Here is a 20,946-nt window from a genome sequence, read left to right as displayed (position 1 = left end):
TTTATGCCGGATAGTGCTTTGCCTGCTTCCGGGTCAGTGCCTGGTACAGGGTGGCCTGACGGGTAATATCCGGATTATTGAATATATCCGTAATTACCGCCAGCATGTCGGCTCCGTTTGCCAGCAAATCCGGCGCATTTTCCAGTGTAATGCCGCCGATGGCGCAGATGGGGATTTCCAGTTGGCTACGGGCTTCCCGCAACAATTCCAGCGTGGCGCGTGGCGCGTGCGGTTTGGTGGGGGAGGGGAAAAAGCTGCCGAAGGCGATGTAGTCCGCGCCCTGTTGCGCCGCTTGCAGCGCCAGTTCCAGCCGGTTGTAGCAGGAAACGCCGATGATGGCGGACTTGCCCAGATAGTCGCGGGCAGTGGCTAGCGCTGCGTCATCCTTGCCGACATGCACGCCATCCGCCTGCACCGCTTTGGCCAGTTGCACGTCGTCGTTGATGATGAACAGGGCGTTGTGCTGGCGGCAGAGGGCTTGCAGTGCGAGCGCTTCCTGTTCCCGGCGGGCAGTATCCGCGCTTTTGTCGCGGTACTGGACAATGGCTGCGCCGCCGCGCAGGGCTTGTTCAACCTTGTCCAGCAGTTCGTTGCCGATAGAGCCGTCGGTGATGACGTAAAGTCCGCGCATTACGCTTGTCTCCAGTAGAACCGGTCGGGAATCCACTGCCCCTTGCCCAGCTTGCGCCCCGCCTGCAAACTCCCCCACGCATACGCCTGCGCCGCCGCGACCGCCTTGCTGGTTTCCATGCCTTTGGCCAGATTGGCTGCACAGGCCGAAGCCAGCGTGCAGCCGGAGCCGTGGTAGGTTTCCGGTAGCCGTTCCCACGCCCAAGTGCGCAGGCGCTTGCCTTCGCCAAAGAGGGCGTTTTCCACCCGCTCGGTGGCGGCATGAGTCCCGGTCAGCAGCACGTGAGCGCAGCCTTGATCCAGCAGGGAGAGCGCCTGTTCGTCCGGCGTTGTGCCCGTCATGGCGAGGTTGGCGGCTTCCGGCACATTGGGGGTCAGCAGGGTGGTCAGGGGCAACAGGTATTCGCGGATCGCTTCGATCAGACGATCAGAGGAAAGGTTTTTGCCACCGCCCGCTGCCAGCACCGGGTCGAGGATCACCGGCACATCCGGCGCTTGCAGCAGGATGCGGTGGACGGCTTCCACCGCCGCCACGCTGCCCAGCAGGCCGATCTTGAATGCGGCAACCGGCATGTCGGCCAGCACCGCTTCGGCCTGCTGTTCGATCAGGTAATCGGCAACCGGCTCAATGCGTTGCACATTGCGCGTGTCCTGCACCGTCAGGCAGGTGATCACTGAAACGGGGTGGCATCCCTGGCTGGCAATCGCCTCAATATCGGCCTGGATGCCGGCGCCGCCGGTGGGGTCGTGCCCCGCCAGCGTCATGATGACCGGCGCTGCCGGTGCGGGGGTTGGTTCTTCTAGCAACAGTTGTCTCCCAGACGTTTGACGACAATGACAATATTATCATCCATTTCGCTGCGGTGCTTGTCGAAGCCCAGGCGCTGCATCAGCTTGAGCATGCCGGTATTGTGCGCCAGCACCTCGCCTTCGACGGTGCGCAAGCCACGGCTGCGGGCGGTGTCGATCAGGGTCTGCATCATCAGCCCGCCGAGGCCACGGTTTTGCCATTCATCCGCAATCACCAGCGCGAATTCGCAACTGGCCTTGTCGGGGTTAATGGCGTAACGTGCCACGCCGATTTCAAGTTCCTCACCATTCTGCTTGCTCAGCGCCAGAAACGCCATTTCACGGTCGTAATCAATTTGCGTAAGACGCACCAGCATGTCAGGGGTGAGTTCCCGCAACGCCTGCATGAAGCGCATGTAACGCGACTCCTTGGACAGGTTGCGCACGAACGCCTGCTCGATTTCGGCGTCTTCCGGGCGGATCGGGCGGATGGTGATGTCGGTGCCGTCCGCCAGCTGCTGGCGTTTGACCAGGTCGTTGGGGTAGGGGTGGATCGCCATGTGGTCATAGCGCCGCGCTGTGGCGGGCGGGTAATTGATGATGAAACGCGCATCCACCGCTACCACGCCGTGCTCGTCGGCCACCAGCGGGTTGATGTCCATCTCGACGATTTCCGGCAGTTCGCACACCATTTCAGACACGCGCTGCATTACTTTCCACAAGGCTTCAAAGTTAATCGACGGCATGTTGCGGAAGTCGCCCAATAGCTTGGCGATGCGGGTGCGGCACACGGTTTTCTTGATCATGTAATCGTTCAGCGGCGGCAATGCCACGGCACGGTCACGGTGCACTTCCACCGAAGTGCCGCCGGTACCGAAGCTGATCACCGGGCCGAATACCGGGTCGCGCACCACGCCGACCATCAGTTCGCGCGAGGAATTGCTGTGGTACATGCTCTCCACCGTCACGCCTTCGATATGGGCTTCGGGCAGGATGCGCTGGGCGGCTTCGGTCAGTTCCTGGTAGACGCTGCGCACGTCGTGGGCGCTGGCGATGTTAAGGCGCACGCCATCGACATCGGATTTGTGGGTGATGTTGGGCGAGCTGATTTTCATCACCACCGGGTAGCCCAGCGATTCCGCCGCCACCAGTGCTTCTGCCGGGCTGCGGGCGAGGATGGTGGGCATGGAGGGGATACGGAAAGCGCTCAGGATGGCGCGGGATTCAGTGGTGGAAAGTGAACGTCGACCTTCCGCCAGCACGCTTTCAATGATCAGGCGCGCGCCTGCCACGTCCGGTTCGCGCGCCTGTTCCCTGACCGAGGGGGGAACTTGCATCAGCAGTTTCTGGTTGCTGCGGTACTGGGTGAGGTAAGCGAAGGCTTCCACGGCGGTTTCCGGGGTTCGGAAATGCGGCACGCCCGCATCAGCCAGGATCTTGCGGCCAGTAGCGACCTGTTCCTCGCCCATCCAGCAGGTGAGGATGGGCTTGCAATGCTTGCGGTTTTTGGTTTCCTTGCAGACTTCGGCCACGGCTTGCGCCACGCCTGCCGGGTCGGTCATGGCCTGCGGTGACAGCATCACCAGCACACCATCGAGGTTTTCTTCCTGCATACAGATTTTTAACGCGGCGGTGTAGCGTTCCGGGTCGGCATCACCGAGGATGTCGACCGGGTTGCCGTGCGACCAGGTGAAGGGCAGTATCTTGTTCAGCGCCTCCAGCGTGGCGGGGCTGAGTTCGGCCATGCGCACGCCGGTTTCCACTGCGCGGTCAGTGGCCATCACGCCCGGCCCACCGCCGTTGGTCAGGATCAGCAGCCGATCCTGCTGCACGCGGATGCCGGAAGACAACACCTGCGCCGCCGCGAACAGTTGCGACACCGAGTTGACGCGCACCACGCCTGCGCGTTCCAGCGCGGCTTCAAACGCATCATCCCTGCCGACAATCGCGCCAGTATGGGAAGTCACCGCATGGGAAACCTCTTCGTAGCGCCCTGCTTTCAGCACGATCACCGGCTTCATGCGTGAAGCGGTACGCAGGCCGCTCATGAAACCGCGTGCGTCGTGGATACCTTCGACATACAGCAGGATGCTGTCGGTTTTGGGGTCGAGCGCCAGATAATCCAGTGCATCGCCAAAGTCGACATCCGCCGTATCCCCCAGCGTGACGATGGTGGAAAAGCCGATCTGCTGGCTGGCCGCCCAGTCGAGGATGGCGGTGCACATCGCGCCGGATTGTGACACCAACGCCAGGTTGCCCGGCAACGCCTGATTGCGGCTGAAGGTGGCATTGAGGCCGACGGAAGGGCGCATGATGCCCAGGCAATTGGGGCCGATGATGTGGATATTGTGCTGGCGGGCAATGTCCACGATGTCTTTTTGCAGACGTTTGCCTTGCGGGCCGGCTTCGGCGAAACCGGCGGAAATGACTACCACGCCCTTGACGCCGTTTTCACCGCATTGCTGGATAATGGCGGGAACGGTGCGGGCAGGCGTGGCAATCACGGCCAGATCCACCGGCTTGTTCAGCTCGGTCAGGTTCGGCCAGGCTTGATGCCCCTGGATTTCGGCGTGTTTGGGGTTGATCGGGTAAATCGCGCCCTTGAACCCGGCAGTCAGCAGATTCTGGAACACCAAGGTTCCAACCGCGTTTTCCCTGTGGCTGGCCCCGAACACCGCGATGCTTTGCGGGGCGAATAGTTGATTTAAGTAATGGTGGCTCATGGCCAAAACCTCTATTATATGCAGTTGCAGCACGTAAGAACATTATCTTTTGTGCAATGCAACATATTCTACTCCCAATTTTTTTAAAAGAACATGACAGTCGCCGTAATTACCCATTCACATTGCCATCTGCATGACAACGGGACACCTTATCATCCCGAGTGCTCGGATCGTCTGGACGCCATCAACAACCGCATGATCATGTCGGGGGTAGACTGGATTTCACGCCACTACGATTCCCATTGCGCGGAACGTGAGCATTTGCTGCGGGTGCATGACGCCGCCTATGTTGAGCGGGTGTTTGCCACTTCGCCGCAGGACGGTTTTGCCAACCTGGATGGCGATACCGGGATGAACCCACATTCGCTGGATGCGGCGCTGCACGCCGCAGGTGCGGCGGTGATGGCCGTTGATCTGGTGATGGCGGGGACGCACAAGCACGCTTTTTGTGCCATCCGCCCACCTGGCCATCATGCCGGACGCAGCCGTGCTGCCGGTTTCTGCATTTTCAACAATGTAGCGGTGGGCGCAGCACACGCCATGGAAGTCTACGGTGTGGAGCGGATCATCATCGTGGATTTTGACGTACATCACGGCGATGGCACTGAAGAAATCTTTTCCGGCGACCCGCGCGTCATGTTCTGTTCTTCCTTCCAGCATCCGTTCTACCCGTTCACGGGGGCGGATACGGACGTGCCGAATATTTTCAACCTGCCCCTGCCTGCCGGCACCGGCGGCGCGAAATGGCGTGAAGCGGTGGAAGCCAGCTGGTTGCCCGCCATGCGCGATTTCAAACCGGAACTGGTGATGGTTTCCGCCGGGTTTGACTCCCATCTGGAGGATGACATGGGCGGCTTCAATCTGGTGGAACGCGATTACGTGTGGATTACCCGTGAGCTGTGCCAGATTGCCAAGGATCACTGCGGCGGACGGGTGGTTTCCTGTCTGGAAGGTGGCTATGAGTTGTCGCCGCTGGGGCGCAGCGTGACGGCGCATATCAAGGAACTGGCGGAATTTCATTAACCAGTGCACATGAACTTATAAGAATATAATCAATAATTGATATTTATCAGATTTTTTAAATCTAATCGAATTTATTGATTTGCAAATCAATAAAAGCACGTATCCCCATTAGGGTACTCGCTGGAATGTGGCGCACAAAATATAGTATCCTGCCAGCCATTTTTAAGGGAGCGCCCTCCCGCCGGCCTGAACACCCTCGGCTGATCTCGGGTGCTTCACACAGGATTCCAAAATACTGTCTTTGACGGAGGAGCCTCAATGACGGATGTCGTTGCAACCAACCAGACCATTATCGTCGTCGGCGGTGGCATCAGCGGTATGACCGCTGCGCTCGAAGCTGCTGAAACCGGTAAGCAGGTCATTCTGCTGGAAAAACGCCCTTATCTGGGTGGTCGCGTCAGCCAGCTTTACAAATACTTTCCGAAAATGTGTCACCCGACCTGCGGCCAGGAAATCAACCAGCGCCGTATCAAGATGAACAAGAACCTGACCGTGCTGACCCAGGCGGAAGTGTCCAACATCAGTGGTGACAAGGGCGATTACACCGTTTCCGTGACCCTCACCCCGCGCTACGTCAACAGCAACTGCACCGCTTGTGGTGAATGTGAAAAGGCCGCGACCAGCGAATTCGACGACGAATTCAACTACAACCTGGGCAAGCGCAAGGGCGTTTACCTGCCCAACGCGATGGCTTACCCGCAGCAATACGTGATTGACTCCCGCCTCATCGGCACTGCCGAAGCGGAAGCAGCGAAAGCAGCCTGCAAATACGGTGCAATCGACCTCGATGAGAAGGAAGAAACCATCGAACTGAAAGCGGGTGCGGTGGTGTTCGCTACGGGCTGGAAACCGTTCGACGCCAACAAGATTCAGCCTTACGGCTATGACCGTTTCGCCAACGTCATCAACAACGTTGAGTTTGAGCGTCTGATGGACCCGCACGGCCCGACCGGTGGCAAACTGCTGCGCCCATCCGACGGCAAGGAAGCGAAAAACATCGCCTTCATCCAGTGTGCCGGTTCGCGTGACCGCAACTACCTGCGCCACTGCTCACGTTTCTGCTGCATGGCTTCCCTGAAACAGACCCAGTATGTGACCGAGAAATACGGTGACGAAGGCAAGTCCACGATCTACTACATCGACATCCGTTCGATTGACCGCTTTGAAGATTTCTACCGCAACGTGCAGAACGATGCGAACGTCAGTTTCATCAAGTCCAAGGTCGCCAAGGTTGAAGCAGACAAGGAAGGCAACCCGGTGCTGCACGGCGTGAATACCGAAGGTTATCACCGTTACGCTGACACCTACGATCTGGTGGTGCTGGCAACCGGTATGGAGCCGAGCGTTGACTTCAAAGGTCTGCCGATCAAGATCGCGGTCAACGAAGAAGGCTTTATTGAACACGACGAAGCCAATGGCGGCATTTTCGCTGCCGGGGTTGCCGCCGACGCGATGGATGTTAACCGCGCCGTGCAACACGCCACTGCCGCAGCCCTGCGTGCAGTACAGGTCGTCAACCAGGTAGCAGGAGCATAAGATGAAGATTGGTGGTTATCTGTGTACAGGTTGCGGCATCGGCGACCGTCTGGATACTAAATCGCTGGAAAGCGTAGCCGTGCGCGAAGGCCGCATCGGTTTCTGCAAAACCCACGACTTCCTGTGCAGTCAGGCAGGCGTGGACATGATCAATGCCGACATCGCCGCTGAAGGCGATGACAAGGTAAGCAAGGTCGTGATCATGGCGTGTTCACGCCGTGCCAAGACCGAAGCGTTCAATTTCGGCGCTGTGCCTACCTCCCGCGTTAACCTGCGTGAGGGTGTCATCTGGATTCGTCCGGAAGGCAGCGAGCACGACGAAACAACCCAGGAAATGGCGGCTGACTACATCCGCATGGGTTGCGCCGAAGTCAAGGCGATGAATCAGGCCGATTCCAGCGGTGAGCAAGGCAAAAACAATCACATCATGGTGGTTGGTGGCGGTGTCACGGGTATGACTGCGGCACTGGAAGCCTCCAAAGCCGGTTACTACGCCAGCATCATCGAAAAGTCCGACCGCCTCGGCGGCGTGATGGGGCAGTTGCACAAGCGCCAGCCACAGCGTTCCCCGTATCAGGAAACGCAGGATACCGGCGTTGACGCACTGATTGCAGCGGTGGAAGCCGACGACAAGATCACCGTTTACCTGAACTCCACGGTTGCCAGCACCAGCGGCGCACCGGGTCGTTTCAGCGTGGTGATTGCCTCCAGCGTGAGCGAAGGCTCCATGGTGGAATTCGGTGCCATCGTGCAGGCCAGCGGTTTCAAACCTTACGACGCCAACAACCTGCCTGAATTCAGCTACGGCAAATCCCCGAACGTTGTTACCCAGCTGGAACTGGAAGCCATGGCGAAAGCAGCCAACGGTGGCCCGATCAAGCGTGCTGACGGCAAGGCAGTCGAGAACGTGGTATTCGTCCAGTGCGCAGGCCAGCGCAGCGAGAAGGAAGGCCACCTGTCCTGGTGTTCCGGCCACTGCTGCGGCACCAGCATCAAGCAGGCGATGTACTTCAAGGACACCAATCCTGAAATTGAAACCACCATCCTGTTCGATGACCTGCGTACGCCGGGTGCTGGCGGTGAAAACTTCTACCGTAGCGCCCAGGACAAGATGGTGACTTTCCGTAAGGGCAAGGTTTCCACGGTCGAAGCTGTTGGCGCTGATCTGAAGGTCAACTTCAAGGATCTGATCCTCAACGAAGATGCGCACATGGGCGCTGATCTGGTCGTACTGGCAACCGGCATGGTGCCAAACGCTGGCGTCAACATCGAAGCCGAAAAACCGGCGGAAGGCGAAGTCACGGTTCCGGTCGAATCCATCCTCAACCTGAAATACCGCCAAGGGCCGGATGTGCCGCAACTGGTCAACGGTTTCGCCGATTCCCACTTCATCTGCTTCCCGTATGAAACCCGCCGTACCGGTATCTATACCGCTGGCCCGGTTCGCCGCCCAATGGATGGTGGTCAGGCGCAGACCGATGCGATGGGCGCGGTGATGAAAGCCATTCAGGCAATCGAAAACTCGGCGATTGGCCGTGCAGCGCACCCGCGTTCCGGCGACCTGAGCTTCCCGACTTTCCGTAAGGAAGGCTGCACCCAGTGTAAACGTTGTACGGTGGAATGCCCGTTCGGTGCCATCAACGAAGACGAAAAGGGTTATCCGCAGTACAACGAGGCACGCTGCCGCCGTTGTGGTACCTGTATGGGCGCTTGCCCGGTACAGGTCATTTCCTTCAAGAACTACTCCATCGAAACCGTGGGCGCGCAGCTCAAGGCGGTCGATGTACCGGACGAGTTCCAGGAAAAACCGCGTATTCTGGTACTGGCTTGCGAAAACGACGCTTATCCGTCGCTCGACATGGCGGCGATGAAGCGTAGCGAAATGAGCCCGTTCATCCGCGTGATTCCGGTGCGCTGTCTCGGTTCCACCAACACCATCTGGATCAAGGATGCGCTGGGCAGTGGCTACGACGGCGTGGTCATGATGGGCTGTAAAAAAGGCGTAGATTATCAGTGCCATTTTGTAAAAGGCTCTGAAATGGCGCATGTTCGCATGGCTAAGATCGGTGACACGCTGTCCACCATGAACCTAGAGTCCGAGCGCGTGGCGGTGCATGAAGTCGCCATTACCGACATCAACCGCGCGCCGAAGCTGCTGGATGAAATGGTCGAAACCATCAACCGCGTCGGCCTCAGCCCGTTCAAGTTCTAAGGAGGAATTGCAATGAGTACCGCAGTCAATCAGGCAATGATTGAAAAATACAAGGGCAATTTCCTGCGCGAAGTCGTGGACAACGTTGAGGAAGGCGATTGGGTCAAGATGTGTATGCAGTGTGGCGTGTGCTCCGGCTCATGCCCGCTGGGTCCGCACTGGGATCATCCGCCGCAGGAAATCTTCATGATGATCCGCGCCAACAAGCGTGAGGAAGTGCTGTCTTCCACCTCCATGTGGATGTGCACCTCCTGCTACAACTGCATCGCCCGCTGCCCACGTGGCTTGCCGATCACCCATATCATGCACGGTCTGGCGCACTACAGTAAGCGCCTCGGCCTGAAGCCGCAGAACCAGCCAACCGAAAAGTTTGGCCAGATGTTCTGGGACAACCTGACCAAGAAAGGTCGTGTCAACGAGCTGAAACTGGGTCTGGGCCTGTACTTCAAGGACGGTTTCGCGGAAGGCGTGAAAGTGTCCCTGAGCAAGCAGAAGCTGGGCATGAACATGATGAAAGCCAAGCGCATGTCCCCGATGGAGATGCTGGGCGGCCACGGTGTCAGCGACCTCGCCGGTTTCCACGCCATGCTGAAAAAGGCTGAAGAGCTGGAAGCGGCGCGTGTTGGCGAAAACACCGACAAGAAATGAGGATGAGGTAACATGGCTAAAGAATATTCTTACTACCCCGGCTGTTCTTCCCAAAAGGGGGCTTCTTCCTCCAACCTGGAAAAGTCGGTGGAAACCCTGTGCGAAGAGCTGGACATCAAGCTCAACCCGATTCCGGACTGGAACTGCTGCGGCGCTTCCATCGGTTACGCGGGTGGTGGTGAACTGCCACGCATGACCCTTTCCGCGCGCAACATTGCGTTGTCGGAAAAGCATCACCCGGATCAGGACATCGTGGCAACCTGCGCTGCCTGCTGGCTGAACACCCGTGAAGTCAACGAGCGCCTCAACCACAATCCACGCCTGAAGGAAGAGACCAACATTGCCCTGCAAGCGGTCAAACTGGAATTCAGTGGCAAGAAAAAAGTCCGCCACATGGTGGAAGTGCTGATTGAAGACGTGGGTTACGACGCATTGGCACAAAAGGTCAAGAAGCCGCTGGAAGGTCTGAAAATTGCCGGTTACGTCGGTTGCCAGACCAACCGTCCGTTCGGCATCGATGGTGAATCCTTCGAGAACCCGATGTATCTGGACAAGATGGTCGAAACTCTGGGTGCCGAACCGCTGACCAAGTACGAGAAAAAGGTTGCCTGCTGTAGCGGCGCGCTGATGTTCTCCGAACCGGAAAAAGGTCAGGCGCTGGTCAAGGACATCATCGAATCCGCCTACGACAATGGCGCGAACATGATCGTCACCCCTTGCCCGCTGTGCCAGGCCAACGTCGAAATCTATCAGGATGAAATCAACGCGCGTTACAAGACCAATTTCGACATGCCGGTCATGTACTACAGCCAGTTGATGGACGTTGCATTCGGGCGCAATGCCAAAGATGCGGCGCTGGATGGCAATATCATCCATTCCAAGAAACTGCGCGAGATTGCGGACAAGTAAATACCTGCTGCAATAATCTGCTAATGAAAAAGGGGCTTCATGCCCCTTTTTCATTATACTTGTTGGCTACTCCGCTACTGGATTGGACAACAGGTTTATGGCGACACACCCCGATACCGTCTACTTCTTCGGCACCTGCTTGATCGACCTGATCTACCCGAACGCAGGTGTCTCCGCTGTGCAACTGATCCGCCGCGAAGGCGTGAAGGTTATTTTCCCGCAGGCACAAACCTGCTGCGGCCAACCGGCGTGGAACTCCGGCTACCGCGACGAAGCCCGCGCTGTTGCCCGCACCCAGATTGCGCTGTTCCCGAAGAAAATCCCCATCGTCGTCCCCTCCGGCTCCTGCGCTGGCATGATGAAAGTGCATTACCCCGAACTGTTCGCCGGGCAGCCGGATGAAGCGCAAGCGCTGGATGTGGCAAGCCGCGTCTACGAACTCACCGAATTTCTGGTCGACGTACTGCAACTCGAGCTGCAAGATTTGGGTGGGCCGGTGAAAGTGGCCGTGCACACCTCCTGCTCCTCCCGCCGCGAAATGGGCGTGGCAAGCAAGATCGAATCCCTGCTGGATCAGCTCGGTAATGTCACCAAGCTGGAACAAATCCGCAAGGCCGAATGCTGTGGTTTCGGCGGCACATTCGCGGTCAAACAGCCGGAAATCTCCGCCTCGATGGTGCTGGAAAAGGTCGACACTATCCGCGCTACCGGCGCTGATCGGCTGATCGGGCAGGATGCAGGGTGCCTGTTGAATATCGGCGGCACGATGGAAAAGCAGGGGGATGCGATTCCACATCAGCACATTGCCGAATTTTTGTGGGAGCGCACCGGAGGCAAACCATGATCAGCACCTTCCGCCAGCACGTTATCGAAAACCTCGCCAAACCCAACGTGCGCGCTAACTTCCGCAAGGCAATGGATGGCCTGATGCAACGCCGCCTCGACCAGTTCCCCGACCCGGAGGAGCTGGAACGCATCCGCACCCAAGCACAAGCCATCCGCGCGAATGCATTAAGCAAGCTGCCCGAATTACTGGAACAACTGGAAGCGAAACTCACCGAAAACGGCATCCACGTCCACTGGGCCGAAACCACCGAACAAGCCAACCAGATCGTGCTTTCCATCATGCAAAAGCACAACGCCAAGACCCTGATCAAGGGCAAGTCGATGGTGTCCGAAGAAATGAGCCTCAACCATTTCCTCGAAGCACACGGCATTGACGCGCTGGAATCCGACCTCGGCGAATTCATTCTGCAACTGGCGCACGAGCCGCCCTCGCACATCGTCGCCCCCGCTATCCACAAAAGCCGTCAGGATGTGGCTAAGCTGTTCAACGACAAGTTTCCCGACATCCCTTACACCGAAAACATCGACGAACTGACGCAATCTGCCCGCACCATCCTGCGCGACAAGTTCTACAGCGCCGATGTCGGCCTCTCAGGCGTCAACTTCGCCGTTGCAGAAACCGGCACCTTGTGTCTGGTCGAAAACGAAGGCAATGGGCGCATGTCCACCACCGTGCCCAAGGTGCACATCGCCGTTACCGGTATCGAAAAAGTGGTGGAAAAGTTCAGCGACATCCCGCCCTTGCTCAGCATCCTCACCCGTTCCGCCACCGGCCAGCCGATCACCACTTACTTCAACATGATCAGTAGCCCACGCAAACCGGGCGAAAAGGACGGCCCCGAAGAAGTCCATATGGTGCTGCTCGACAATGGCCGCTCCAACATCTACAGCGACCCGGAATTGCTCGCCACCCTGCGCTGCATCCGCTGCGGCGCGTGCATGAACCACTGCCCGGTCTACACCCGCATCGGCGGGCACAGCTACGGCACGGTCTACCCCGGCCCGATCGGCATCATTCTGGAACCGCAAAAAGCCGGGCTGGACGTACACGGCGAACTCACCCAAGCATCCAGCCTGTGCGGCGCGTGCGGGGAAGTCTGCCCGGTGAAAATTCCAATTCCGACCCTGATCAACCGCCTGCGTTACGAAGGCGTGCGCAAGGATGCCAGCACCACGCCCGGCACCGGCAGCCGCCGCAGCACCGGCGAAGCCGCCGCCTGGAAAAGCTGGTCGTGGTCAGCCTCGCACCCCACTTTCTACAACTTCGGCGCGAAAGCCGCCTCGCGTTTGCGCGGGGTGCTGCCCATGAACATGAGCGCGTGGACGACGGTGCGTTCCGCCCCCCAGCTGGCCGACAAGACCCTGCACGAACGCATGAAGGAAATGGGAGTCGATGATGAGTAATTCTGCCCGTGACAATATTTTGCAGCGGTTGAGGAGAGAAGCTCCGACTACCTGCGGCAAAGAAACCCCTCCTAACCTCCCCTTATCAGGGGAGGAACAAGACGCTTCCACCACTGCTGTGCCAGAGCGCCCCTTCCCTGATAAGGGGAGGCCGAGAGGGGCCTCTTCTGCGGTTTCTTCCCACAACTGGGACAAAGCCGAACGCATCCGCCGTTTCACCGAGCGCATGACCGCTGTCCGTGCCACAATCCGCCACGCCGACCGCACTTCCTGGCTGGATAAACTGGCCGAAATCTGCCGCAAAAAAGGGCTGAACAACCTGCTGCTATCCCCCAACACCGACTGGGGGCAAGCCATCAGCATCCAAGCCGCACGCTTCCCGCCACTACGCCACTACGACCAACCCATTGACGGCTGGAAACAGGAGATGTTCTACGGTATTGACGCCGCTTTCACCGGCACACTGGGCGGCATCGCTGAAACCGGCACCCTGATCCTGTGGCCGGATGCGGAAGAACCACGCCAGATGTCGCTGGTTCCGCCTATCCACATCGCCGTGCTGGATACCAACCAGCTCTACACCACCTTCGCCGAAGCGGTGCAGGAACAGGGCTGGGTGGAAAAGGGTTTACCGACCAACGCACTGCTTATTTCCGGCCCATCAAAATCGGCGGATATTGAGCAGACACTGGCGTATGGGGTGCACGGCCCCAAAGAATTGGTTGTAATCCTGGTGTAAGCTGTAAGAAGGGTTACAGCACGGAATGCAGCATTTTCAAACTCAGCAGGATCAGCAGTACCGCGAAACCTTTTTTCAGGGTCGCAACCGGCAGGGAATGCGCCAGATGCGCCCCAAACGGCGTGATGAAATAACTGATAGCGGAAATCAGCACCACCGCAGGCCAGTAAATATACCCCAACGTATAATCCGGCAACCCTGCTTGCCCCCAGCCATTCAGCAGGTAGCCCAGCGTACCCGCCAACGCAATCGGCAAACCGACTGCGGCGGAGGTGGCAATCGCATTGCGGATGTTGATGTTGCACCAGGTCAGGTAAGGCACGGTCAGCGAGCCACCGCCAATCGCCACCAGCGCCGATACCGCGCCGATCACCCCACCGACTGACGCCAGCCCCGTAGCACCTGGCAGTTCCCGGTGCGGCTTGGGTTTCACATTCAGGATCATTTGCAGGGATACATAGCCCATGAAGCAGGCAAAAAATATCGCCAGATGCCGTGAAGACAGGTAGCTTGCCACAAAGGTGGCGGCAAACGTCCCCAGCAGGATGCCCGGCGTAATGGAGCGCACCACTGGCCACAGCACCGCACCCTTGGCATGATGCGCGCGCAGGCTGGAAACGGAAGTCATCACAATCGCCGCCATCGAGGTTCCCAGCGCCAGATGCACCACCTGATCAGCAGGAAACCCCTTGGCAATAAACAGGGTTGTCAGTGCAGGCACCATGATACCGCCGCCGCCAACGCCAAACAGCCCGGCAAAAAAACCCACTACCGCGCCGAGCGCCAGCAATATCAGCAAAAATGTAATGTCCAGACCGTTCCCTCCTATCCGTTTTCCACGACGATGCGCTGTTTGCGCACACGGATGCTGGCCGCGCCATTCAATACCTCGGTGAACAGGTCATTGACCAACGCGCCACGCCAGTCATCCGCGAGCGTGGTGCGGCCTTCCTCCAGCATTTTTTCAAGCTGGGAACGGGTGGCGATCATCTGTGCGGAAATGCCGTTTTCGTTGGCGACCTGATTGAGCAGGGCAGTCAACAGGTCGGCAATCACGCCCATGTTGGCGTCCAGCTTGCGGCGGCGCGGCAATTGCGGCCACTCTTCCTGCGGCAGGGCCTGGCCGCATTCGATGCAGGCCAGCCATTCGTCGGCGTTGCGCTCAACCTGTTCGCCGCCCAGCCCGCGTATTTGCTGGAAAGCGGCAGCATTTTTGGGCTGCATTTTCGCCATGTCCAGCAGGATTTCGTCGGAAACGATCCAGCGGCGCGGGATATTTTTGTGCAACGCGCGCTCTTCCCGCCAAGCGGCCAGTTCCCGCAGGATGGCAAGCTGGCGGGGTTTGAGGATTTGCACGCCTTTGACCCGTTGCCAGATTGTGCGGGGGTTGACCTCGTAACTGGCCGGGTCAGTCAGTTTCTGGAAGGGTTTCTCCAGCCATTTCAGGCGGCCAAGCTGTTCGAGTTGCTGGCGCAGCAGCAGGTAGGCGTCGCGTAAATAGCGTACATCATCGACAGCGTATTCCAGTTGCTTGTTGGTCAGCGGGCGGCGCGCCCAGTCGGTGCGGGACTGGGATTTATCCAGCGTCACCCCTGATAATTGTTCCACCAGCCGGGCGTAGCCCAACTGGTCACCCATGCCCAGCACAGCGGCGGCCACCTGGGTATCAAATACCGGTGTGGGGACTTTGCCGCCGAGATGATGGAAAATTTCCAGATCCTGCCACGCAGCATGAAATACTTTCAGCCGTTTGGGTTCATCCAGCCAGTCCAGCAAGGGTTGCAGGTTGTCGATTTGCAGCGGGTCAATGCAGGCGAGTATATCAGCGCTGCCAATCTGCACCAGGCACAAACGGGGGTAATAGGTTTTTTCGCGGATAAATTCGGTGTCCAGGGTGATCCACGGTGCGCTGTCGAGGCGCGCCAGCAGGTCAGCCAGTTTCTGGTTGTTGTCGATGTATTCAAACATTGGAAACGTTGCATAAAAAACAATGCCAATGATTGTACGGCAAAACAGGAATTAATCTATTTCCGATTGGTAGGGCGCGGATTTGTGCGCTGCAAAGTAAGTTTTTAATTATATATTTAAGATCAACTACTTGTTGACAAAACCGGTTTTTTTATGCAAATTGAGAAATCGCAAAATATTGCGTCCGATAACCAGATTTCAACAGTTTCAAACCGCTAGTGAGGGTAGTCGCCATATGCAGTATTGCTAGGTTGCATATGGTCTGAGCGGGAGGCCCGGTCAATGACCGGGCTTTTTTTATTCAACTGGCGGGGTTCAGGATGGATTCCAGATAGGTGGAAACTGCCGTTGGTGTATTGCGCGTGGAAGTGCCAACATCCAGCCCTTGCAGCAGCGGTGCGCCACGCAACCCCAGCAAGTAACGCATTAGCAGCACGCCATCCGTACCCGCTTCCCTGACACCATCATCGTCTACATCCATTACCTGCATAACTGACGCCAGCTGGGATTCCAGCGCAGCCAGATCCGGCGTCCGGGTGGTGACGCCATCCAGCAATGCAGATCCTCTAGCACCTTGCAGGTAACGGGTAATGACTATTCCATCCAGCAGCGCCGTCGCAGGCTGGTTGGCGTCAAACAGCCGCAGGGAAGGTGGTGTGCCGGTAGACCCCAGCCAGGCGCTGACATACGGCCAGGTGCGCTCAAAACGGCTGTATTCATCCGGCGCATCCATAGCTGAACATTCGGAAGAACCACCCAGCAGCGAACCGTTCAGATAATGCACCCCGCCTTGATTCACCCACACGCCTGAGCCACTGCTACCGGGTGCTGTGATGCCGGTATGCCACACCACCTTGGAAAAATCCCCGTTAGGATCGTTGGCAACGGTATACCCCCCACTGCTGGTGGTGACGCTTGCAAAGCTCACGAAATTCCCTTGCGCATATTTCAGGGGGTCGCCCAGGGCATGGTGGATACCGGTCACCGCCTGATTGCTGGTAAGCGGGGTCACCGTCCAGCCGGATAGGGTAGTGCCGGAAGGCGGGTTCTGGTTCAGGCGCACCAAAGTCGTATCCAGTGCCGTTTTGGTTGCGAGTAATGTCGCCCCGCCAGTCGTCCGGACAGCGACCGCGCCACTTCCGCCGCAACTTGAATTGGCATACAGCCAGTACATTTCCATGCTGCTGGCCGCCGTTTGGTTACTGACGCAATGTGCCGCTGTGAAAAAATAGGGGATCTGGGTGTAAACGTCCTTGTCCGTCAGCACGGTTCCCGAGCAGATATAACTGTAACCATCAATATCCGTAAACACATAACGTGCCACGGCCTTACCGGTTTCCTGCCACGAGGGGTCGGCACAAGCAATATCCTGCTGGCAACTGGCGTATTCCTCCCTGAAAGTATTGAGGTCGCTTTTCATCTGGCTGTTGGCGGGGTTTACCACCAGATGTGACAGGCGGGCAATGGCAAAACTGACTTCACTGGTGGCCACGCCATCGGGCAGGAACAACTCCAGACCCAGCGTATCACCTTCCACGGTGGGTGACCAAAAGGGTTCGCTGGTTGCGGTGTAGGGGCCAAACACCACCGAGGTATCGTTCGGTGAGTAAAAACGCAGCTCCACACCTGCGGGAGCCTGGCTGAGTTGCACTTGCGCCCTTACCCGCACCGCGTCGGTAGAAGTCAGGGTGTAATGTGCCACCTTGCCGCCACTAACGTTTGTCCACTGCCAGCTGTCCAGCTGGATGGGCTGCCTTAAATAATCAGGCAGGTCGCGCCCGATCCCAACCTGGAAAGCCTTCTGGTTAGGGGCATTGCGCAGGGACTGGATTTCACTGTCGCTTAATGCTGGCAGGGTGATAGCGTTGGTGAGGGATGACGTAGCTGCCGCTGCGGCAAAGGCTGAAACTGCGCGCGCCGCCAGTATTGCCGGTGGCAGGCGCAAGGCTGGCAGGGGCCCCAACTGCGTTGTCACAGGTTCCTGAAAGGTTTCTGGCTCAGCCCGCGCCGCGTCAGTGCCATTGGCTTGCGCGATAGCGGGTAACAGCAGGGACAGGCAGGTAAAAATAAGGGCTTTCATGTTGGTGTACCTTACTGTGGCAAGCTGCCGGGCAGGATGTAGTTGGTGCTGTTGGTGCTATTGCCTGGTGCTAGCAGGATATTGCCCAACAAGCCGTTGACATCGTTATCCGGCCCTGAATACAGGGTTTTGCCGTCCATGTTCTGATCAGTGAACTGATAACCAGCCGACTGGAAATTGGTGTGGGGGCCGGTATTGGCGGGGTCAGCCAGCACAATGGCAAGGATGGCGTTTTTGTCATTGTCAGGGCCAGCCGCGATCAGCTTGTTGTCGAGGCTGGCGTCGCCAGCGGGCAACAGCCGGGTGGAACCCTGCTGGGCGCGGATATCCGCCCCATACAGGGCGGTAGCGCTGGCAGTAAAATCCACCAGCACTGGCGTCGTGGTCAGGCTGGGTGGGCTGGCGGTCATGACGCCGAGATGGTTACGGTGGCGCAAGGCGACGTAATAGCTGCCGGGTGCAGTATCCGCAAACGTCAGGGTGCTGCTACCCGTGGCCGCATCCACCACATCCCCATCGCTTTGCAGCAAGGCCGCCTTGGCGGCCAGCCGGTTGCTGGCGTTGGCCTTGTCGCGCAACTCCACCAGCACCCAGTCAACCGGCGCATCCACACCGGTGGTGTTCAACAGGGTAGCGGTCGTGGTTTCTGCGCCCTGATGGCCAAGATAGCCATACGGTTGTGCCAGCGGCAGCAAGCCAGCGTTGCGCAGGCTGTCGCGCATCTGCCCGTCCGTGCTGTTGTAAGCGCCTTGCAGGAAACCTTTTAGCTTGAGGCTGGCATTACCGGTAGCCACGCTGACCGTCATTGGCGTTGTCTGGAAAGCAGCCCCGTCGACCGTGCCGGAAGCGCTAACACGGATCATGGTGGAACCTGTAAAACCAGCCTTGGCGGTGAACGAAACGCTCGCCAGGGTCAGCGGTAACTCGCTTCCCCCCGGCCACTGCCCGCTGACATCCACCCACGGAAGTATGAAATACTTGTCGGTGGTGGCATCAGCGTCGTAGTTTTCCGTATCAGTGCTGACGTCACCGGCAGGCAGCAAACCATAGGCAAAACGTTTGCTCACGCCATTGAACTGCAAGGCGCTGGAATTGAAATGTATGCGTATGCCCAGCCCTGTTACCGTTCCGTCCTGGGGTGTTGAAACGGTATAAACCGGGCTGAATGTTATGACACCGCCACTGCTGGCTGATACACTGGCCTGCGCAGGGGTAACAATCTGGGCCGCATGAACGGGCATAGCTAACCACAACACGGCGCTTGCCAAGGGGACAGAACGCTTCATCCTTAGGGGTTATCCATGTTATTTTTTATGATTGTGATAAACCTAGCAGAACCTTCCGGAAAAATAAAACGCCAAGCGTCTAAACGGTATATAAAGAGTAAATAATGAACGACTATCCCATTAATACGGAATCCTCAACCGACATCCTTTCCTCGGCTTTCCTGTTCGGAAACGTGGGTGCGCCATTTGTCATTGGCCTGGCAGTTGGATATTTCGCCAAAAAAATGCTGCGGCTAGCTTTGTTTCTGGGCGGCGCGGCTATCGTGCTACTGTTTGTGACCGAATATTACGGCATCACTGACATGGCGGATGATAAGTTGCAAAACGCTGCCAACGCGGCTACCGGCATTGCCAAACAGTCCGGGGGGTTCTTGGTGGAACGCTTGTCACATATCACCAGCAAGGGTGTCAGCGGGGTAGCCGGGTTCTTCGTCGGCCTGAAAATTGGTTAGGGTTTGGGGTTAGTGCTTGCTGCTGTCAGCAAATTCAACAAGGGTGTTACGGAATACAGCGCATTCGGGGCATGGAACAGGCGTATGCATGGCTGTTCCAGCTGCCGGTTAGCACTATCAAGGGGTAATTGTCGCCACAGCTTGGCCAATAAATTGGTCAACAAATCCAGCTTGGTGCTGCCGTCAACCAGCAGTACAATGCTGGGAAGCGGCGCTTGCGCCAGCAACAAGCCCAGTTCAAACTGGCAACCGCGATGTTCCTCACCAAAACCACGCAAGTCCATCAATATGGCGTCACTCCGCTGGATCAGGGCATGGACGGTTGCCCGCCAGGTATTGTCGTAGCAAAAAAATTCATTGACCCGGTAGCGCCCATCGGGGTCAGGGCTGGCGTCAAAACTTTCCAGCCGCTGCCGAAGGTCTGCCGCGCTGGCAACAAATAGGCTGCGCAGGCGCAAACGCCAGAACTGGAGCAGTTCATCAGGTTCCAGGTTGGTGGCCGCCAGATCGGGAGCAGCAATCAGGCTGATCGGGCCGCTAAAATTCCAGCGCTGGCCAAGCTGGTCGAGCAGGTGGCGGCTACGCTGACGATGCCCAAACACCCGCAGCAACAGCAGCTCGGCGGGTCTGGCTCCTGGCTCAGACGAGGGTTGTAAAGCCCGACTGAGCCATTTATACAGCAGGTAGGCGAGGATGAAACTGGCACTTGCCCCGTGGGTGGTATCGAATTGGATGACCATATCAGCCAAGGTGACCACCAGCCACCAACTATCCAGTGTAAACGACAGGCTGCTCATCCGCTTTTCACGGTAACGGCGGGCTGTGCGCTGCAAGAACCACCAGACCCCACTGAATAGCAACACCAGCATGGCCGCCAACACGGTGTAGCGGTAACGGAGCCAGATTCCCACATCATCCAGGGCAATGGCCAGGCAAGCCAACCCCTGGGTTGCCAGCAACCAGCCTGCCACCAGCGCGATGGCCACCAGATAAGCGGGCAAGCCCACCGAGCGCCACGCCCGGTTATTCAACACCCATAACAGCAACGACGGCGGCCCCATCCACGTCAGCCATACGATCAGCAGGCTACCTGTGCCAGCGCCAGTGTCGCGTATGCCAAAAGCAGACAGGCTCCAGTCCAGAGCCAGTATTACGCCAAAATAAGCCGCCATGAGTCCCCATTTCTGGCGGGGGTCTTCAACACTGGTCAGTAACAAGGCAGGAATTACTGGCCAGGCATACAGCAGCCACACCGCCAACAAACGTACTGGCAATAATTCCATATCAGCGAATACGAAAGTCAGCAGGGTTGCAATGGATGCATGGGCGCATCCGGCAATGGTATAGGCAACACCTGCACGCCAGGCAAGACCAGCGGTTGCCGGGGAGGAGAGCTGTGCGGGTGCATCCGCAGCCTGCCCAATATTGAAGTGCAAGGCAGCGGCAGGTGGCTGCACGGTAACGGATGACCCGGCAGTGGTTTCCGCAGTATCTGCCTGAGGGGAAACGCTGCGCATGGCTTGTAGCACTCTCCGCCGGTACAACACCACCGTCAGCCAAGTCAGCAATACCGCCAACGGTAATGCTGCCAACAAAATGAAGGCGGCGACACCACCAATAGTGGATGCGCATTCAGCAGGGATATGCACGCCTGCATAATCATTGCTCCACATCGCTTTCCGCACCCTCCGCCTGTGCCAG

The 20,946-nt window shown here is 57.9% G+C and carries 17 protein-coding genes; 9 read left to right on the top strand and 8 right to left on the bottom strand.

What is annotated here, in order from left to right; translation table 11 throughout:
* Position 1: 1 nt before the first annotated feature.
* The 3 genes from thiE to THINI_RS10985 are packed head-to-tail and all read right to left on the bottom strand — an operon-like array spanning position 2 to position 4,142.
* A complete protein-coding gene (gene thiE / locus THINI_RS10995) occupies positions 2 to 631 on the bottom strand; it encodes a thiamine phosphate synthase (RefSeq protein ID WP_002708666.1) in 630 nt (209 codons plus the stop codon).
* Positions 631 to 1,437, bottom strand: coding sequence for a bifunctional hydroxymethylpyrimidine kinase/phosphomethylpyrimidine kinase (thiD, locus tag THINI_RS10990; RefSeq protein WP_002708665.1), 807 nt, complete (start codon positions 1,435 to 1,437; stop codon positions 631 to 633). Before thiD ends, thiE begins: the two co-directional genes overlap by 1 nt.
* Positions 1,431 to 4,142, bottom strand: coding sequence for a bifunctional acetate--CoA ligase family protein/GNAT family N-acetyltransferase (locus tag THINI_RS10985; protein ID WP_002708664.1), 2,712 nt, complete (start codon positions 4,140 to 4,142; stop codon positions 1,431 to 1,433). Before THINI_RS10985 ends, thiD begins: the two co-directional genes overlap by 7 nt.
* A 93-nt stretch (positions 4,143 to 4,235) precedes the next feature.
* Here THINI_RS10985 and THINI_RS10980 point away from each other — a divergent pair, with 93 nt between their 5' ends.
* From THINI_RS10980 to THINI_RS10945, 8 genes are all read left to right on the top strand, one after another.
* On the top strand, positions 4,236 to 5,165 hold the full coding sequence (locus THINI_RS10980; protein ID WP_002708663.1) for a histone deacetylase family protein: 930 nt from the start codon (positions 4,236 to 4,238) through the stop codon (positions 5,163 to 5,165).
* A gap of 258 nt (positions 5,166 to 5,423) precedes the next feature.
* A complete protein-coding gene (locus tag THINI_RS10975) occupies positions 5,424 to 6,701 on the top strand; it encodes a CoB--CoM heterodisulfide reductase iron-sulfur subunit A family protein (RefSeq protein ID WP_002708662.1) in 1,278 nt (425 codons plus the stop codon).
* A gap of 1 nt (position 6,702) precedes the next feature.
* Positions 6,703 to 8,913 carry a hydrogenase iron-sulfur subunit gene (locus tag THINI_RS10970; RefSeq protein ID WP_002708661.1) on the top strand — a complete coding sequence of 737 codons (2,211 nt, stop codon included), beginning with the start codon at positions 6,703 to 6,705 and terminating at the stop codon, positions 8,911 to 8,913.
* Between the two features lie 12 nt (positions 8,914 to 8,925).
* A complete protein-coding gene (locus tag THINI_RS10965; RefSeq protein WP_002708660.1) occupies positions 8,926 to 9,561 on the top strand; it encodes a 4Fe-4S dicluster domain-containing protein in 636 nt (211 codons plus the stop codon).
* Positions 9,562 to 9,573: 12 nt separating this feature from the next.
* The gene (locus THINI_RS10960; protein WP_002708659.1) at positions 9,574 to 10,470 is read left to right on the top strand and encodes a CoB--CoM heterodisulfide reductase iron-sulfur subunit B family protein; all 897 of its coding nucleotides are present in this window, start codon (positions 9,574 to 9,576) and stop codon (positions 10,468 to 10,470) included.
* A 97-nt stretch (positions 10,471 to 10,567) separates the two neighbouring features.
* The gene (locus THINI_RS10955) at positions 10,568 to 11,314 is read left to right on the top strand and encodes a (Fe-S)-binding protein (protein ID WP_002708658.1); all 747 of its coding nucleotides are present in this window, start codon (positions 10,568 to 10,570) and stop codon (positions 11,312 to 11,314) included.
* Positions 11,311 to 12,720, top strand: a complete 1,410-nt coding sequence (locus THINI_RS10950; protein ID WP_002708657.1) for a LutB/LldF family L-lactate oxidation iron-sulfur protein — start codon at positions 11,311 to 11,313, stop codon at positions 12,718 to 12,720. The genes THINI_RS10955 and THINI_RS10950 overlap by 4 nt, the downstream gene beginning before the upstream one ends.
* A complete protein-coding gene (locus THINI_RS10945) occupies positions 12,710 to 13,459 on the top strand; it encodes a LutC/YkgG family protein (RefSeq protein WP_245536614.1) in 750 nt (249 codons plus the stop codon). Before THINI_RS10950 ends, THINI_RS10945 begins: the two co-directional genes overlap by 11 nt.
* 13 nt (positions 13,460 to 13,472) lie before the next feature.
* Here the strand turns inward: THINI_RS10945 and THINI_RS10940 are convergent, their stop codons facing one another.
* From THINI_RS10940 to THINI_RS10925, 4 genes are all read right to left on the bottom strand, one after another.
* Positions 13,473 to 14,258 carry a sulfite exporter TauE/SafE family protein gene (locus THINI_RS10940; RefSeq protein ID WP_002708655.1) on the bottom strand — a complete coding sequence of 262 codons (786 nt, stop codon included), beginning with the start codon at positions 14,256 to 14,258 and terminating at the stop codon, positions 13,473 to 13,475.
* Between the two features lie 26 nt (positions 14,259 to 14,284).
* The gene (rnd, locus tag THINI_RS10935; RefSeq protein ID WP_002708654.1) at positions 14,285 to 15,427 is read right to left on the bottom strand and encodes a ribonuclease D; all 1,143 of its coding nucleotides are present in this window, start codon (positions 15,425 to 15,427) and stop codon (positions 14,285 to 14,287) included.
* 301 nt (positions 15,428 to 15,728) lie between these two features.
* The gene (locus THINI_RS10930; protein WP_002708653.1) at positions 15,729 to 17,507 is read right to left on the bottom strand and encodes a trypsin-like serine peptidase; all 1,779 of its coding nucleotides are present in this window, start codon (positions 17,505 to 17,507) and stop codon (positions 15,729 to 15,731) included.
* A gap of 11 nt (positions 17,508 to 17,518) precedes the next feature.
* Entirely contained in the window at positions 17,519 to 18,793 is a 1,275-nt protein-coding gene (locus THINI_RS10925; RefSeq protein ID WP_002708652.1) for a hypothetical protein, read from the bottom strand.
* A gap of 104 nt (positions 18,794 to 18,897) precedes the next feature.
* Here THINI_RS10925 and THINI_RS10920 point away from each other — a divergent pair, with 104 nt between their 5' ends.
* Positions 18,898 to 19,245 (top strand): FUN14 domain-containing protein, encoded by a 348-nt coding sequence (locus THINI_RS10920; RefSeq protein ID WP_002708651.1) that lies wholly within the window; start codon positions 18,898 to 18,900, stop codon positions 19,243 to 19,245.
* Here the strand turns inward: THINI_RS10920 and THINI_RS10915 are convergent.
* Positions 19,242 to 20,918, bottom strand: a complete 1,677-nt coding sequence (locus tag THINI_RS10915) for a hypothetical protein (protein WP_002708650.1) — start codon at positions 20,916 to 20,918, stop codon at positions 19,242 to 19,244. The genes THINI_RS10920 and THINI_RS10915 overlap by 4 nt on opposite strands.
* Positions 20,919 to 20,946: the final 28 nt, after the last annotated feature.

The organism is Thiothrix nivea DSM 5205, assembly GCF_000260135.1.
Classification (GTDB): Bacteria; Pseudomonadota; Gammaproteobacteria; order Thiotrichales; family Thiotrichaceae; genus Thiothrix; species Thiothrix nivea.
This window is presented reverse-complemented; position numbering and strand designations above follow the sequence as displayed.

Excerpts from the sequence above, each read along its gene's own strand:
- thiE (WP_002708666.1), bottom strand. The coding sequence starts at position 631 with ATGCGCGGACTTTACGTCATCACCGACGGCTCTATCGGCAACGAACTG.
- THINI_RS10985 (WP_002708664.1), bottom strand. The coding sequence starts at position 4,142 with ATGAGCCACCATTACTTAAATCAACTATTCGCCCCGCAAAGCATCGCG.
- THINI_RS10980 (WP_002708663.1), top strand. The coding sequence starts at position 4,236 with ATGACAGTCGCCGTAATTACCCATTCACATTGCCATCTGCATGACAAC.
- THINI_RS10975 (WP_002708662.1), top strand. The coding sequence starts at position 5,424 with ATGACGGATGTCGTTGCAACCAACCAGACCATTATCGTCGTCGGCGGT.
- THINI_RS10970 (WP_002708661.1), top strand. The coding sequence starts at position 6,703 with ATGAAGATTGGTGGTTATCTGTGTACAGGTTGCGGCATCGGCGACCGT.
- THINI_RS10965 (WP_002708660.1), top strand. The coding sequence starts at position 8,926 with ATGAGTACCGCAGTCAATCAGGCAATGATTGAAAAATACAAGGGCAAT.
- THINI_RS10960 (WP_002708659.1), top strand. The coding sequence starts at position 9,574 with ATGGCTAAAGAATATTCTTACTACCCCGGCTGTTCTTCCCAAAAGGGG.
- THINI_RS10955 (WP_002708658.1), top strand. The coding sequence starts at position 10,568 with ATGGCGACACACCCCGATACCGTCTACTTCTTCGGCACCTGCTTGATC.
- THINI_RS10950 (WP_002708657.1), top strand. The coding sequence starts at position 11,311 with ATGATCAGCACCTTCCGCCAGCACGTTATCGAAAACCTCGCCAAACCC.
- THINI_RS10945 (WP_245536614.1), top strand. The coding sequence starts at position 12,710 with ATGATGAGTAATTCTGCCCGTGACAATATTTTGCAGCGGTTGAGGAGA.
- rnd (WP_002708654.1), bottom strand. The coding sequence starts at position 15,427 with ATGTTTGAATACATCGACAACAACCAGAAACTGGCTGACCTGCTGGCG.
- THINI_RS10930 (WP_002708653.1), bottom strand. The coding sequence starts at position 17,507 with ATGAAAGCCCTTATTTTTACCTGCCTGTCCCTGCTGTTACCCGCTATC.
- THINI_RS10925 (WP_002708652.1), bottom strand. The coding sequence starts at position 18,793 with ATGAAGCGTTCTGTCCCCTTGGCAAGCGCCGTGTTGTGGTTAGCTATG.
- THINI_RS10920 (WP_002708651.1), top strand. The coding sequence starts at position 18,898 with ATGAACGACTATCCCATTAATACGGAATCCTCAACCGACATCCTTTCC.
- THINI_RS10915 (WP_002708650.1), bottom strand. The coding sequence starts at position 20,918 with ATGTGGAGCAATGATTATGCAGGCGTGCATATCCCTGCTGAATGCGCA.